The organism is Deltaproteobacteria bacterium (assembly GCA_026388545.1).
In the GTDB taxonomy this organism is placed as follows: Bacteria; Desulfobacterota; Syntrophia; order Syntrophales; family UBA2185; genus JAPLJS01.
The window spans coordinates 1-13,461 of record JAPLJS010000112.1 but is presented as its reverse complement, the minus strand read 5'-3'; the positions used below and the strand labels follow the sequence as shown (position 1 = coordinate 13,461).

General features: G+C 47.7%; 12 protein-coding genes, 1 other RNA gene and 1 pseudogene. 3 read left to right on the top strand and 11 right to left on the bottom strand.

What is annotated here, in order from left to right:
* Positions 1-20: 20 nt before the first annotated feature.
* Positions 21-375, top strand: a transfer-messenger RNA (tmRNA) gene (gene ssrA, locus NTW12_13665).
* 134 nt (positions 376-509) lie between these two features.
* Here ssrA and NTW12_13660 read toward each other — a convergent pair.
* The 6 genes and pseudogenes from NTW12_13660 to NTW12_13635 all read right to left on the bottom strand — a co-directional run bounded on the left by NTW12_13660 (position 510) and on the right by NTW12_13635 (position 4,183).
* Positions 510-1,277 carry a hypothetical protein gene (locus NTW12_13660; GenBank protein MCX5847383.1) on the bottom strand — a complete coding sequence of 256 codons (768 nt, stop codon included), beginning with the start codon at positions 1,275-1,277 and terminating at the stop codon, positions 510-512.
* Between the two features lie 13 nt (positions 1,278-1,290).
* Positions 1,291-2,391, bottom strand: coding sequence for a DGQHR domain-containing protein (locus NTW12_13655; GenBank protein ID MCX5847382.1), 1,101 nt, complete (start codon positions 2,389-2,391; stop codon positions 1,291-1,293).
* Between the two features lie 298 nt (positions 2,392-2,689).
* Complete coding sequence (locus NTW12_13650) at positions 2,690-3,172, bottom strand: cyclic nucleotide-binding domain-containing protein (protein MCX5847381.1); 483 nt, start codon at positions 3,170-3,172, stop codon at positions 2,690-2,692.
* Between the two features lie 115 nt (positions 3,173-3,287).
* Positions 3,288-3,482 (bottom strand): hypothetical protein, encoded by a 195-nt coding sequence (locus NTW12_13645; protein MCX5847380.1) that lies wholly within the window; start codon positions 3,480-3,482, stop codon positions 3,288-3,290.
* A 99-nt stretch (positions 3,483-3,581) separates the two neighbouring features.
* On the bottom strand, positions 3,582-3,905 hold the full coding sequence (locus tag NTW12_13640) for a helix-turn-helix transcriptional regulator (GenBank protein MCX5847379.1): 324 nt from the start codon (positions 3,903-3,905) through the stop codon (positions 3,582-3,584).
* Positions 3,895-4,183, bottom strand: a pseudogene (locus NTW12_13635) (addiction module toxin RelE). Before NTW12_13635 ends, NTW12_13640 begins: the two are co-directional and overlap by 11 nt.
* A gap of 503 nt (positions 4,184-4,686) precedes the next feature.
* On the opposite strand from NTW12_13635, the gene NTW12_13630 reads away from it, so the two are divergent.
* Together NTW12_13630 and NTW12_13625 are read left to right on the top strand one after the other, a co-directional pair.
* Entirely contained in the window at positions 4,687-5,115 is a 429-nt protein-coding gene (locus NTW12_13630; protein ID MCX5847378.1) for a nucleotidyltransferase domain-containing protein, read from the top strand.
* Positions 5,105-5,527, top strand: a complete 423-nt coding sequence (locus tag NTW12_13625) for a DUF86 domain-containing protein (protein MCX5847377.1) — start codon at positions 5,105-5,107, stop codon at positions 5,525-5,527. Before NTW12_13630 ends, NTW12_13625 begins: the two co-directional genes overlap by 11 nt.
* Positions 5,528-5,783: 256 nt before the next feature.
* On the opposite strand, the gene NTW12_13620 is transcribed toward NTW12_13625, so the two are convergent.
* The 5 genes from NTW12_13620 to NTW12_13600 form a co-directional block, all read right to left on the bottom strand.
* Positions 5,784-7,457 carry a PTS sugar transporter subunit IIA gene (locus NTW12_13620; protein ID MCX5847376.1) on the bottom strand — a complete coding sequence of 558 codons (1,674 nt, stop codon included), beginning with the start codon at positions 7,455-7,457 and terminating at the stop codon, positions 5,784-5,786.
* 3 nt (positions 7,458-7,460) lie between these two features.
* Positions 7,461-8,042 (bottom strand): K(+)-transporting ATPase subunit C, encoded by a 582-nt coding sequence (gene kdpC, locus NTW12_13615; protein MCX5847375.1) that lies wholly within the window; start codon positions 8,040-8,042, stop codon positions 7,461-7,463.
* Positions 8,043-8,059: 17 nt separating this feature from the next.
* Positions 8,060-10,081 carry a potassium-transporting ATPase subunit KdpB gene (gene kdpB, locus NTW12_13610; GenBank protein ID MCX5847374.1) on the bottom strand — a complete coding sequence of 674 codons (2,022 nt, stop codon included), beginning with the start codon at positions 10,079-10,081 and terminating at the stop codon, positions 8,060-8,062.
* A gap of 12 nt (positions 10,082-10,093) precedes the next feature.
* Complete coding sequence (gene kdpA, locus NTW12_13605) at positions 10,094-11,896, bottom strand: potassium-transporting ATPase subunit KdpA (protein ID MCX5847373.1); 1,803 nt, start codon at positions 11,894-11,896, stop codon at positions 10,094-10,096.
* A 232-nt stretch (positions 11,897-12,128) separates the two neighbouring features.
* Positions 12,129-13,461: ATP-binding protein (locus tag NTW12_13600; GenBank protein ID MCX5847372.1), on the bottom strand; the 1,333-nt coding region annotated here is incomplete at its 5' end.

The window sequence follows — 13,461 nt, the reverse complement described above, 5'->3', positions numbered from 1 at the left end:
TTTTCTATCCACTCCATAATGGGGGCGTAAAGGTTTCGACGGGGATGTGGAAGCTGTGGTGGCATACCGAGGTTCCTACCAGGCCTCGTTAAACAGGTAGGAAACATATAAGCGCAAGCAATTACGATTACGCTTTAGCCGCATAGACGGCTACGTCCTTCTGATTCCGCCTGCCGAATCAGCACAGGGCGTCATAAAGGCAGGATAGCTGATCTCACTTTCCCGAAGCGAGAAGGGCGAAAATCCAGTAGGGATAGCTCTTGATGAATCCTGCCTCCGGGAGATTTCGAGAGTGAAATTAAAACAGAGGCTATGTATGTAGAAGCTACAGTGGAATATTTTCGGACGCGGGTTCGATTCCCGCCGCCTCCACCAATTTCTTTAGTTATAACAATGTTTTATTTTTTGGCAGGTTCTTTTTTTCAGGGTCAGAATAGGGTCAAATATTTTACAATAAATCCTTTTAAAAAGTATGTCGATTACCAATAGAATATGACCGTCCAGCATATCTAAGGATTCTTTTTTACTTTTTTTCCAAGATAATTTCTAATATCCTGCATAAATCTTAATAATGCATCTCCCTCGTCAAATAGTATCTTTTCGTTGATACTGATACTGTCACCCTGTTTGTATCTTGCAAACTTACCTGATTTCCTAACATAAGCCTCATTAACAATTTTATGATTATGGACAATCAAGTTACGGCATTGGCTATATTCATTAATTTTACCTATGTGGTCAGTTGTGATAACTGATTTATTTATTTCGAAAATTTTGACAACCCTTTCTATCATTTTTTTCATTCCGTCATAAGGAAGACCAATCAAATATCGCTCAACTATTCTTTCCCATAAATTGTCTAAGTCAACAGATTCTCGGATCATAGATAAATCGATCTTTTTGTCTCCTTCAAACATATCAGGATTCTGCATAATCATAATTTTCAATATTTCTAAAATCCATTGTTCAAAATTTGCGATATTTAAAACAAAAATCGCATCAGATAATTCGGACTCAATAAAACCATTTCCAATATTAACCATTTGATCATATTTAATGCTTTTGATTTCTCTGTCAGCCCTAAATTTAATAGTCTGAAATCTTCCCTTAAAATTCTGAAAATCATAACCTTTCAGTTGATCTGCCTTACTTAGACAATACTCCCCGATCGCTGACTTAGCAAAATCAAATAATTTCAGCCTATCTAGAATTAATTTCTCGTAGCCAAAAGTTACTTTATCAATTTTTGAAATTGTCAGATTACCCAACTTAACCATACCAGCACCTAAATCAAACTAGAATATCATCTCCTCGATCTTGATATTGTTCAACAAGCTCTTTCCCCAACGTATTTGCTAATTTACCAATACTGGTCTTATCTTGAAAAAACTGAAATTTGCCAGCTTTCTTCAAGTCAAATGAATCATTAAAGTGATTATTTTTTAGTTCCTGTACTATAGCAGAAAAAGCTGATACCTGAAAGTCTTTGCCACCATCCCTCATTTTAAGCACTTCATAAAACGATGGAAATAAATAAAACATAAATCTGACGCCTGAAACCTTTGATAAAGTATTTTTACTATCAGCCCAAGCACCTTTGAAATTTTGTTGCCACGCATTTAAATAGTTCTTAAATACTTTGTAATGTTTTACACTGATCTGATTTTTCGAATCAATTAATTTGTCAAGTGCTTTTGACGAACTTAGTATTTCGTCTATTGAACTAGCCTTAAATGCATTCTTTTTCTTTTCCCCAGCCATGATTACTCTATTATAAAATGGTGAATCATTTTCATCATTAAGTTTCGCAATTACTTCATATCTAGTTTCCTCTTCATCCAAAAGTAAATTCAGCAATTTTTTGTGTCGTAATAAGATGTTCTTATCTACGGTTTTCTGACGTTCATTCAAAACCATAAATATCTCTTTCTTTTCATCACTCGACAAATTTATAAAGGCTACGAAACACATCAAATATGGTTGTTTTTCTAAATCATGTACACATTCCTCATTGAATGCCAACAGCCTATGCTGTCCGTCAATTATCTCAATTGATTCTTTAAATTTACTTACACTTTCTGTATCAGGAAAATTTAAATAGAACTTTTTGTCACTTTCTGTCAGTTTGTACCGAGAACTCAAATTCAGAACGATTGCATTAGGTATATACCCTTTTGCATAAATCTCTTTCCCCTTCTTATAAAGCTTATCTTTCCCTGACACATAGTTCCTAATTTCGATAATTCTCTTAGGATCAAATGGGCGCTGGAAATTATCATCACCGGCAGAAATATCACTGATCTTAACTAATTTTTTGATATAGTTCGGTTCAGCCGAAAAAATAAATATATCTTTATCCTTCTGACGATATTTCAATACTTCAATATTCATAACATTTGCCCCCTCATCAAATTAGGTCGGATCGAAGACTCATCTAATTATATTTCAATTGTCTGTATTCTTGTTCAATTTCAATTCACGGTCAAATTTTATTACTTTTCCTGTGTCTTCATATATGTTTCTTAGATCATCCGATTCCATGTTAAAGTATCTCTCGAATGCCTTGTTCGTGCTGTGCATCGTTGCTCACAATCCGTTTATTTTTGAGAAACAGGGTTTGAATAATCAGTCCATGATAGCCCTCAGTGAAGGGTTATTTCTCGGGTTCCATTCTTCTGGTGTCGATTCCTTATTCGTCAAGAATAGACAGTCCTCGCTCACCGACCAGAATAATCTCGGTATTGTTCAAACGGGTGGCTATTACTTTTGCCGTGGCATGCATGAATTTATACGCTAGCTTACTGTCTTTATCGAGTAGCTTCCTGAGCTTAGCTCCATCGAAGACGATGGCTTTCGAATCATCAATACATCGGGCTCCTAAGGTGTACACGTAAGGTTCAATGACAGATGACCATCCCATGACGTCTCCTTTTGTGATGAGGTCTACGGAAACAAACACGGGTGGTCTGGTAGTGCCCATGTAAGCATCCAGGAACAGAAGAACCTTTCCCCCTTCCAAGAAGTAGAGGTATTTTGCCGGATCCCCCTTTTTCCATAACAGAAAATCGGCCTTATAAGATTCTTGAGTGGCTATATCCGCCAGCTTCTTGATCTGTTCAGCCCTGAACCCTTTGAAAAAAGTATACTGCTTTAAGAGATCCACCGAAACCATAAATTGCTACCTCCTTTCTGAAAATAGGGGTCATTTCTTGGGTTTCTTCTTTTGCCCATCCAGGTACGCAGTTAATATTTTCAAGACGAGATTGCTTAAGCTTCGCATCTCCTTATTATTCTCGAGTCTTTACCTTAACGAGGATGCTTCTGCAGCATTCGGCGTTCTTTATTTCGAAACGGTCAGGCCTCTCAATGATAGTATACTGGCCATTGGATTCAATCTCCAGACTGTCCTTCGTCACACCTTCCTCCTTGGGAATATACATCATCCGGCCAATAGGGATTGCACCTTCCTTCAGCAAAGCCATAATAAACTCCTTATATTCTGGGGACATCTATGATAAGTTTTGTCAAGGTGAAAACAGAGAGTTCCCTTGATCATCCAAAAGGATTTCCCATATCTATGGTCACGCGAAAACAACTTCCAGGGCAGCAGATTTACGACGTGGCGGTTTTGGTTTAACAATTATTTGCACGTCACTGCCAAGGACATTAAGAAAATAAATGAGACGTTCCAGGGAAAAACCCGACAGCTTGCCATTCATGATAGCCGAAATTTTAGGCTGTTCTGTACCAAGGATTCTTGCAGCCTCTGCCTGACTAATATGGCGTATCTTAATTATATCAGCGATTTTGTGGGCAAGCTGTGCTTTTGCCAGGCGTTCTTCCGCATCTGGAAGCCCGATATCTGCGAATACATTCCCACTACTCATCGTTACTTTATCCTTCATGGTATACCTCATTTTTGAATCGTAATTCATGGTATTCTGACGCTGTCTTCAGTCTACTATTTATCAAATCAATCTCCTGTTTCAGTGTTTCAATCCCAGTCTTTGCCTTTTTCTGGAAAGCATGCAGAATGAAACCCTTTTAATGGCTTTGCTGCCGCATGTTTACCACCCATTTGGGCCTTATATAAGGCAAAACCGGCAACATCATTAAACGCTCCTGGAAACTTTTTGAGATCCTCTCTGCTGCTACCTATCCAGAGTAACGGCTTCGTATCCATGAATACATTTATACCACATATGGTATAATAAGCAAGACAATTTATGATGACTTAATTTAGGGAAAATGATTTAATGCTTCGGGTCGGATTCGGGCTATAGACTTCGGAGACACACTAATAGTGAGTATATACAATGGTTCATTTCGTTCTCAACGACATAGGGGGTTTTTTTCAAAGGTCTCTTATCGTACAGACTCAAGGTCGTGGTCACTATCATTAATAGACATCCAGATGAGAATATGCGGATCATTTCCCTTGAGATTATTCCCCTGGGCAGAAGCATCGTGAGGGGTGTTTCATGTAAAAGAGGATAAATGAGAAATTAATGAAGATCGAGGGAAAAACTGTGCCCTGCAAGAAAACACGTCATTGTTGTTCTCATTGGTGCGGCAGATTCATGGAATTATGATTTATAACTTGACTGTCCGTGTAATTATTGTATATTGTTCACCAATTATGGGAAGCAGAAAAAGTGGCAGAAAGAGATTCAAGGTTAGACATATATGAAAAGCATATATTTTCAAATTTCAACGCAGACTAAAGAAGAAATTATTACCCATATCAGGAGCTTTTTGGAAAAGCTTCCCGATTTGGTGTTTGCGTATGTGCATGGTTCTTTCATCACGGACGAGAAATTCAGGGACATTGATGTGGCTGTTTATCTGAAAGCAGCACCCTTATCCCCATTACAAATGGAGCTTGACCTTGAGACAGAACTTGCCAATGTTATTAATAACTATCCTGTAGATGTCAGGATATTGAACGACGCCCCCCTGTCTTTCCGATATAATATTATCAAGCACGGGAAACCTCTTGTCGTCTTTGATGATGATGCCAGAAGTGATTTTGAAGAATCGACTTTCAGCCATTATTTTGATTTTGCCCCTTATCGAAAACTGTATCTGAAGGAGGCGCTGGGTCGTGGAGTTTAATGAGGACAAGGTAAGGAAGATAACATCTGAGATCCTTATTGCCCTCGGCAGGCTGGAGGATTTACAGAAGCTTTCCGAGGAAACATTTATCGCTGATCACCATAAAACAGGAAGCGCAAAGTATAATCTGATCGTTGTCATAGAAGGGGCCGTTGATCTTTGCAATCACATTATTGCAAAAAACAGATTCCGGACACCTGAGGATTATGCCGATACATTCAGGGTAATGGCTGAACAGGGCGCCTTTGATAAAGAATTTACGACGGCTCTGATCCAGATGGCAAGATTCAGGAACAGACTGGTACACATCTACTGGGACATTGACGATAAAGAACTGTATCGGATCATCCAGACCAGACTTGGGGATATAAAGCGTTTTCTGAAGGAATTCGGTGCTTTTATTGGAATCTGAGAACTTTTTCGCTTTTCCAAGCAGGGTTAAATCAGGGACACTTTCCATAATAAATCTCTTTCGGTTTGCTTGGCATAAATACGGGAAGTGTCCATATATTTTCAGTCATTAAATTTCAATATGTTATTTTCTTCAGTCTGCTCATTTTTCTGGTGCAATCGTTTTTCTATAGATCGATTTTAAATCATCCCCTTCAATCCTAAAATATCTCTTAAAAGCCTTATTAGTGGAGTGCATGGTATTTTTATACTGCATTTTACCGGCGGTTTTCCCAGTTCCGGATGGCTGCGTAGGCTTTATCAGGGGTTGATGCTGACAACAGATTTTCCATGAGCTGTCTGTCCAGGGCGACCTTGCTGGCAAGGCCCAGTATCTGAATCTGTTCATCGGGAATATCCGCGGGTGAGAAAATCAAGAATACGCACTCGATGGGTTTCTCGGTCGTCACATCAGACACGCCGCGGCGCGGGATTCCAATGGCGACACATGAGCTTTTAAGTCCTTCGATTCTGGCATGGGGAAAGGCAACCCCTTCGTTGAAGAAGGTTGAGCCTTGTTCTTCTCTTTCCCTGACGAGAGTGAGTCCCTGTAATCGCTGTTCTATCGTGCTTTCACACCATGCCGCCTCCGTGAGCCTCTGGAGCACATCATCTTTTGTAACAGGGGTATCCCAGATCACGATGCTTTGCGGTGATAGGAATTGACTTAAGCCTGGACGGCCGGTTTCCGGGGGAGGCGATGAAGGGACAATCTCCTCCTGGATGATCTTCGCATCCACCGGGAGGGGAGCGGCTGCCTTGGATTCCAGTGTGTCCAGGACGGTGACGGTACCACCCCGTGCGTTGCGGATCAGACTTTCGGCAACGCTGCGTTCGCCGCGCAATCTTTTCCAGAAAGGGATTTTACCCGGGCTGCCGATGACAATATGACCGACCCGGTATTCCCTGGCAAACTGCAAGATAGTTTTCACGATGTCTTCTCCTTTAAAGGTGAAGACGATGGCGCCTAACTGCTTGGCCAGCGTGAGCGTTCCCGAAAGAATCCGCTGTGTCTGCGCATCGATGGCCGTGGGCGCCTCCGACGGGGTCTGGACATAGATGGCGTACCAGTTTCTGTTCAGCCTGCCCGCAAGCCTTGACGCGTAACGGAGGAGTTTTTCACTGTTGGGGCCCTTAGAGCTGAGACACACCATTACCTGATCGGGCGTTGACGCAATCTCTTCCTCCAGGTCATCACGGTATCGCAGGTCGATCTGTGAAGCCAGTTCGCGCAGGGTAAGCTCCCGGAGCTGCTCCAGATTTGATTTTCTGAAAAAGTTTGTGAGGGCTGTTTCGATGCGGTCCAGGGGATATATTTTCCCTTCTCTCAAGCGCTCATTGAGGTCCTCCGTAGTCAAATCGACGTTTACGATCTGGTCCGCTTCGGCAAGAACTGCATCGGGGAGGCGTTCATGGACCCTTACCCCTGAGGCCCTTTCGACAACATTATAGAGGCTCTCGAGATGCTGTATATTCAGGGTAGTGATGACGTGAATCCCCTGGGCCAGGATATCCTGGACATCCTGGTACCTCTTCGTGTTCTTGCTGCCCGGCACGTTTGTGTGCGCCAGCTCATCGACAAGGGCGATCTGGGGCCTGCGGGTCAGTATGGCGTCGACATCCATCTCTTCCACAATAATACTGCGGTATTCCTGCTTGCGCCGGGGGATAATTTCGAGCCCCTCCAGGAGTTTAGCGACATCGGCCCGGTCGTGGGTCTCCACGAGTCCCACGACCACGTCGATTCCTTCGTCCCTAAGCTGGTGCGCTTCCTGGAGCATACGGTAGGTTTTCCCCACGCCGGCGGCATACCCGAGGTATACCTTCAGGTGGCCGCGCCGGGAGCGGCGAATCATTCGTAGGAAAGCATCTGCGCGATTTTCATCAGGCATATCTTACTTCCCCTCATCCATATCCAGGTTCAAAAGGAGCACATTTACCCGCGGTTCACCGAAGATTCCCAGCGTACGCCCTTCCATGTGCGCCGCGATATTCTTTTGTACAGTTTCTTCTCTCAACCCTCGTGCTCGTGCGATACGGGGCGCCTGCAGCAGGGCGTTTCCCATACTTATATGCGGATCAAGGCCGCTTCCCGATGCCGTTACCGCGTCCACCGGCACCCTGGTGTCGGGTGATAGCCCGTTCCTGGTGTGATATTCAGAGACACGCTGTCCGATGCCGTCCATCAGCTTTCTGGAAAGGGGGCCGAAGTTGCTGCCTCCGGAATTGGAGGCATCGTATCCGGAACCCGCCGCTGAGGGACGGGGATGAAAGTATCTTGCAGCGGTAAATCCCTGCGCAAGGAGGCTCGATCCCACAATTTTGCCATTTCTGATGATAAGAGAACCGTTGGCCTCGTCGTGGAAAATTCCCTGCGCCATTACCCAGACCAGCGCCGGGTAAAAACCGCATAAAAGTACCGCCATGGATAACGTCGCGATGAGGGAGATCCGAAGTTCTGTCAGCAGATTTTTCATGGTCGAGAGTTCCCCTTTCACGTGAGATGCAAGGCGTTTACAATGATATCTATTATTTTTATCCCGGGAAAAGGCGCCACAAGGCCGCCCAGTCCGTATATCAGGATATTGCGCTTCAGGAGGACCGCGGCGCCGACCGGCCGGAATTTCACGCCCCGGAGAGCGAGCGGAATGAGGGTAATGATGATCAGAGCGTTAAAGATGACGGCGCTCAGAATTGCGCTCGCCGGTGACGCAAGTCTCATGATATTGAGAGGCTCGATGACCGGGAACAAACCGACGAGCAGGGCCGGTATAATGGCGAAATATTTCGCCACGTCATTGGCGATGCTGAAGGTCGTCAGCGCTCCCCGCGTAATAAGCATCTGTTTCCCGATCTCCACAATTTCTATGAGCTTTGTCGGGTTGGAATCAAGGTCCACCATATTTCCCGCTTCCTTGGCCGCCTGCGTGCCCGTATTCATGGCCACACCCACATCGGCCTGTGCCAGCGCGGGCGCGTCATTCGTACCGTCGCCGGTCATGGCCACAAGGTGTCCCTTTGCCTGCTCCTTCCGGATCAATACCAGCTTGTCTTCAGGCCGGGCTTCGGCGATGAAGTCGTCCACCCCCGCCTCCCGGGCGATGGAGGCAGCGGTGAGCTTGTTGTCACCGGTGATCATCACGGTCTTGATCCCCATTGCCCGGAACCGTTCAAACCGGTCCCTGAGCCCTCCTTTTACGATGTCCTTCAGATGGATAACGCCCAGAACCTGCGCATCGCTTGCAACGACGAGCGGCGTTCCGCCCGACTGGGAAATCAGGACGATAGTATTGTGGACCTCCACGGGGAAATGCCCGCCGACAAATGACTGTATGACATCGGTCGCCCCCTTCCGGATACGACGGCCGTCTAAATCGACGCCGCTCATCCGCGTATGCGCCGTGAAATTAATGAATTTGGCTTGCGGCATATCCGAAATCGAACGGCCTCTCAGACCGAATTTTTTTGCCAAGACGACAATGCTTCTCCCCTCGGGCGTCTCGTCGGCAAGCGAAGCTAATTGCGCCGCGTCGGCCAGTTCCTCCACGGTAATGCCCGGGGCGGGCAAAAATTCCGTGGCCTGGCGGTCTCCCAGTGTGATGGTGCCCGTTTTATCGAGGAGGAGCACATCCACATCGCCTGCCGCCTCAACGGCCCGGCCGCTCATGGCCAGAACATTTCTCTGCACCATGCGGTCGATCCCCGCGATGCCGATGGCGCTCAAAAGGCCGCCGATGGTGGTCGGGATCAGGCAGACCAGAAGCGCTACCAGGACGGTGACGGAAAAGGATATCTCCGCATAGAGCCCGTAGAACTTCAGTGTTATGACAACTACAAGGAAGATGATGGTCAGGGCCGCAAGAAGAATCGTGAGGGCGATCTCGTTCGGGGTCTTCTGGCGCCTGGCGCCTTCCACGAGGCTGATCATCCGGTCCAGAAAACTCTCACCGGGGTTTGCCGTCACGCGGACCTTGATCCAGTCCGAAAGCACCCTTGTACCTCCCGTGACAGAGCTCCGATCCCCGCCTGCTTCACGGATCACAGGAGCCGACTCTCCAGTGATGGCGGATTCATCGACCGTGGCGACCCCCTCGATGATCTCGCCGTCGGCAGGGATTACCTCAGCCGAGGAAACGAGGAACAGGTCACCCTTCCGCAACTGCTCCGCGGGAACCTTTTCCACAGAACCATCGGTACTGATCCGGTTGGCTGTTGTCCCTGTCCGCGTCTTCCGGAGCGCGTTTGCCTGCGCCCTCCCGCGGCCCTCCGCCATAGCCTCCGCGAAATTAGCGAAGTATACAGTAAACCAGAGCCACAGGGCGATCTGCACGCTGAATCCTATATTTTCATCCTCCGGTCGGAAAAAAAGTCCGGCGGTTACAATGAGCGCCCCCACCTCGGTAACGAACATGACGGGATTTTTGACCATGTGTATGGGGTTCATTTTCTTTGCAGCCTCGATCAGTGACTGCGATATAATTTCCCGATCAAAGAGAGAATGCGTCTTGGCAACCATTACCATAGCTCCTTAATAAAGAATCTGTGATCCGGTCATCAGAAGATGTTCGACAATGGGACCAAGCGCCAGTACCGGGAGAAACGTCAGGGCGCCAACGATGAGAACGGTGCCGAGCAGAAGAAAAGCGAACATTACCCCGGAAACGGGGAAACTGCCCCCGCTTGTGGCAATCTGCTTCTTTTGCGCCAGGCTGCCTGCAAGTGCCAGCACTGGGACGATCATGAAAAAACGGCCAAGAAGCATGGCGATGCCCATCGTCGTGTCGTACCAGTAGGTATTGGTTGTGAGCCCGGCGAAGGCGCTCCCGTTATTGCCGACAGCCGATGAGAAGACATAGAGTATCTCGCTGAAACCGTGAGGACCGGTATTATTAAGACCGGCTATACCCCAGGCGCTCACCGCTGCCCAGGCGGTGAATCCTAGAATGCTGAATACCGGTACCATAACGAATAACGCAGTGACCTTTACATCATAGGCATCGATCTTTTTACCCAGGTACTCGGGCGTGCGCCCGACCATCAGCCCTGCCAAAAACACCGTGAGCAATACGAAAACCAACATCCCGTACAGGCCCGCTCCTACACCGCCGAAGATGACCTCGCACAGTTGTATATTGAAGAGAGGGATCAAACCGCCGAGGGGTGTAAAGGAGTCGTGCATGGCGTTGACGGCGCCGCAGGAGGCGTCCGTCGTCACAGCGGCGAAGAGAGCGGATGCGAATATCCCGAAGCGGACCTCTTTCCCCTCCATGTTCCCGCCGTTGCTATCGATACCCAGGGCATGCATCCTCGGGTTTCCCGCCGCCTCTGACCACCAGCACGTCAGGACTCCTGCGAGGAAGAGAACAAGCATCACCCCCCACACAGTCCAGCCATGCCGCTGGTTCTTTACCATCCGGCCCAGATAATACGTCAGGCCGCTTGGTATGAGGAAGATGGAGAGGATTTGCACGAAGTTGGAAAGGGGTGTAGGGTTCTCAAATGGATGAGAAGCGTTGGCATTGAAGAATCCCCCGCCGTTCGTCCCCAGCATTTTGATCGCCACCTGGGATGCTGCGGGACCCTGCGCTATTGTTTGTGTTTCAACTTTCTGCTCCCCCATAACCGGTTTTCCCTGAGTATCCATCATTCCCTGACCGGCGGCATCCTTCTTGGGAACCTGAATGACGGCAGTTTCCACAAGTTGCGCTGTATCGTAAGGCTTGAAATTCTGGATCATTCCCTGGGAAACGAGAAAAAGGGCATAGACAAGGGAAATCGGCAATAGCAGATAAAGATTCACGCGGACAAGATCAACCCAGAAATTGCCTATCTTACGGGTAGTGTATCTGGAAATACCTCTTACGAGAACGGCAGCCGCGGCAATTCCGACGGCTGCAGAGGTAAAGTTATGAAAAACAAGGCCGACCATCTGCGAAAAATAAGAGAGGGTGGCTTCTCCCCCGTAGCTCTGCCAGTTGGTATTGGTTGTGAAACTTGCCGCTGTATTGAAGGCTAAGTGCTCGCTTACCGGTCCGAACCCCTGGGGGTTCAAAGGCAGGAGGTGCTGAACGCGGAGGATAATGTAAGTCAATAAAAGACTCACCAGACTGAAGGCAAGAAGGGACAGGGCATACTCCTGCCAGGCCTGCTCCTTTTTCGGGTCAAGTCCGAAGAGCCGATAAAACAGCCTTTCCACAGGGCAAAGCACCGGGTCGAGAAAGGTCTTTCCCTCAGGGTCCAAAACCTGCGTGAGATATACTCCCACTGGCTTCGTCAGTAAGAGAAGGATGACGATGAAAACGGTTAATTGGAGCCAGCCGTATATATTCATAATAAAATCTACCTTATACCCCATCCATTTATCCCTCCCACCAGGGGAGGGAAGGGAAGGCACGGTTAAAACTTTTCGGGACGCAGGACCACAAAAAAGAGATAGATGATCAGGAATACCCCGATCATAAGAACGATTAGTTCCGTCATGTTCTAAAGCCTCCCGCAGAACCAGGCATAAAAAATACAAATCGCGAAGAAAGTTAAGGTTGTTAAAACGTATGTGAGATCAATCATGTAATGGTATCCTTTGCAATTTTATCGGCCCTCGGAACCGTGAAAGTAAACGTGCTTCCCTCATCTATGCGGCTTTCCACGCTTACCGCTCCCCCATGGGCCTCGACAATATTCTTGACGATAGAAAGCCCCAGTCCTATGCCTGATTCCTCTTCCTGCCCGGGGATGCGAAAGAATCGATCGAAGACCCGCGGAAGATACTGCTCCGGTATCCCCTTCCCGGTATCCGAGACGGAGAAGCGAACCTGCTCTTCATCAATCTGCGCGGACACGGTAATTGTGCCGCCCGAATCGGTGTACTTCAGGGCATTGAACAGCAGATTGGCGAACACATGACCGATCTGTACCGTATCTGCCCATACATCAGGCAGATCACCCGGCAGCTCCGTCTTCAGTTCCACCCCGCGTTGACGGGCAGCTGCCCGGTAGGATTCGACTATTTCGAGCGCCATCTGGTGAGATTGGGCGGTGCGTAATTCCATGGCCACCTTTCCGGATACGATGCGGCTCATGTCCAGCAGGTTCTCGAGGATCCTGTGCAGGCGGTCGCTGTCTTCCCGGGCGGCAATCAGGAGCTCCGCCTGTTTTGGGGTAAGGGGTCCCAATTTTTCCTCGAGAAGGAGGTGGAGAACCATACGAATGGACGTAAGCGGCGTCTTCAACTGATGGGAGACGGTTGAGATGACGCCCCTTTTCAGCTCGTCGTGCTCCAGTTGCTCCGTCACGTCCTTCAAAATAAGGATCACACCGGTTACTTCCCTGCGGTTGTTCAGGATGGGTGCGGCCGTGGGCCGGAAGTAGTGTTCTTCTCCATTGATAAACTGCTGTATCAGGGAGACATTATCCTGGTTCATCAACGTTTGATCGCCTTTGAGGGCTTCTCTGAAGAGATCGGCCATCCATTTGTAGGGGAGAATCTGGATCTGGACATGACGGTTGAGCCCGAAAATGTTTCTGGCCGTTTCCGTTGACACATCCACCCTGCCTTCCAGGTCGACGATTGCCGCTACATCAGGGAGATTATTAAATGTTTCCTGTGTGGAGTGCTGCATACGGACCAGCTTCAGCTCTTCACTGCGTCGGATTTCCCTGAGGCTTGCCGTCATTTCGTTGAATGCCTCTGAAAGGTGTCCTATCTCGTCGCGGGTATCGCTCTTTACCATAAGATCAAGATTTCCCTGCTTGATCTCATCGACAGACTGCGTCAGGCTTTTGATCGGACGGAGAATCCATCGGCCGATGAGGAACATGTAAAGAATAGCCACGATGGCTCCGAGAAACAGAAGGAAGTACATTTGTTCACGCGCTTTAGCTGCCTTATGTCGCGCC

Excerpts from the sequence above, each read along its gene's own strand:
- NTW12_13660 (MCX5847383.1), bottom strand. The coding sequence starts at position 1,277 with ATGGTTAAGTTGGGTAATCTGACAATTTCAAAAATTGATAAAGTAACT.
- NTW12_13655 (MCX5847382.1), bottom strand. The coding sequence starts at position 2,391 with ATGAATATTGAAGTATTGAAATATCGTCAGAAGGATAAAGATATATTT.
- NTW12_13650 (MCX5847381.1), bottom strand. The coding sequence starts at position 3,172 with ATGGTTTCGGTGGATCTCTTAAAGCAGTATACTTTTTTCAAAGGGTTC.
- NTW12_13645 (MCX5847380.1), bottom strand. The coding sequence starts at position 3,482 with ATGGCTTTGCTGAAGGAAGGTGCAATCCCTATTGGCCGGATGATGTAT.
- NTW12_13640 (MCX5847379.1), bottom strand. The coding sequence starts at position 3,905 with ATGAAGGATAAAGTAACGATGAGTAGTGGGAATGTATTCGCAGATATC.
- NTW12_13630 (MCX5847378.1), top strand. The coding sequence starts at position 4,687 with ATGAAAAGCATATATTTTCAAATTTCAACGCAGACTAAAGAAGAAATT.
- NTW12_13620 (MCX5847376.1), bottom strand. The coding sequence starts at position 7,457 with ATGCCTGATGAAAATCGCGCAGATGCTTTCCTACGAATGATTCGCCGC.
- kdpC (MCX5847375.1), bottom strand. The coding sequence starts at position 8,042 with ATGAAAAATCTGCTGACAGAACTTCGGATCTCCCTCATCGCGACGTTA.
- kdpB (MCX5847374.1), bottom strand. The coding sequence starts at position 10,081 with ATGGTTGCCAAGACGCATTCTCTCTTTGATCGGGAAATTATATCGCAG.
- kdpA (MCX5847373.1), bottom strand. The coding sequence starts at position 11,896 with ATGAATATATACGGCTGGCTCCAATTAACCGTTTTCATCGTCATCCTT.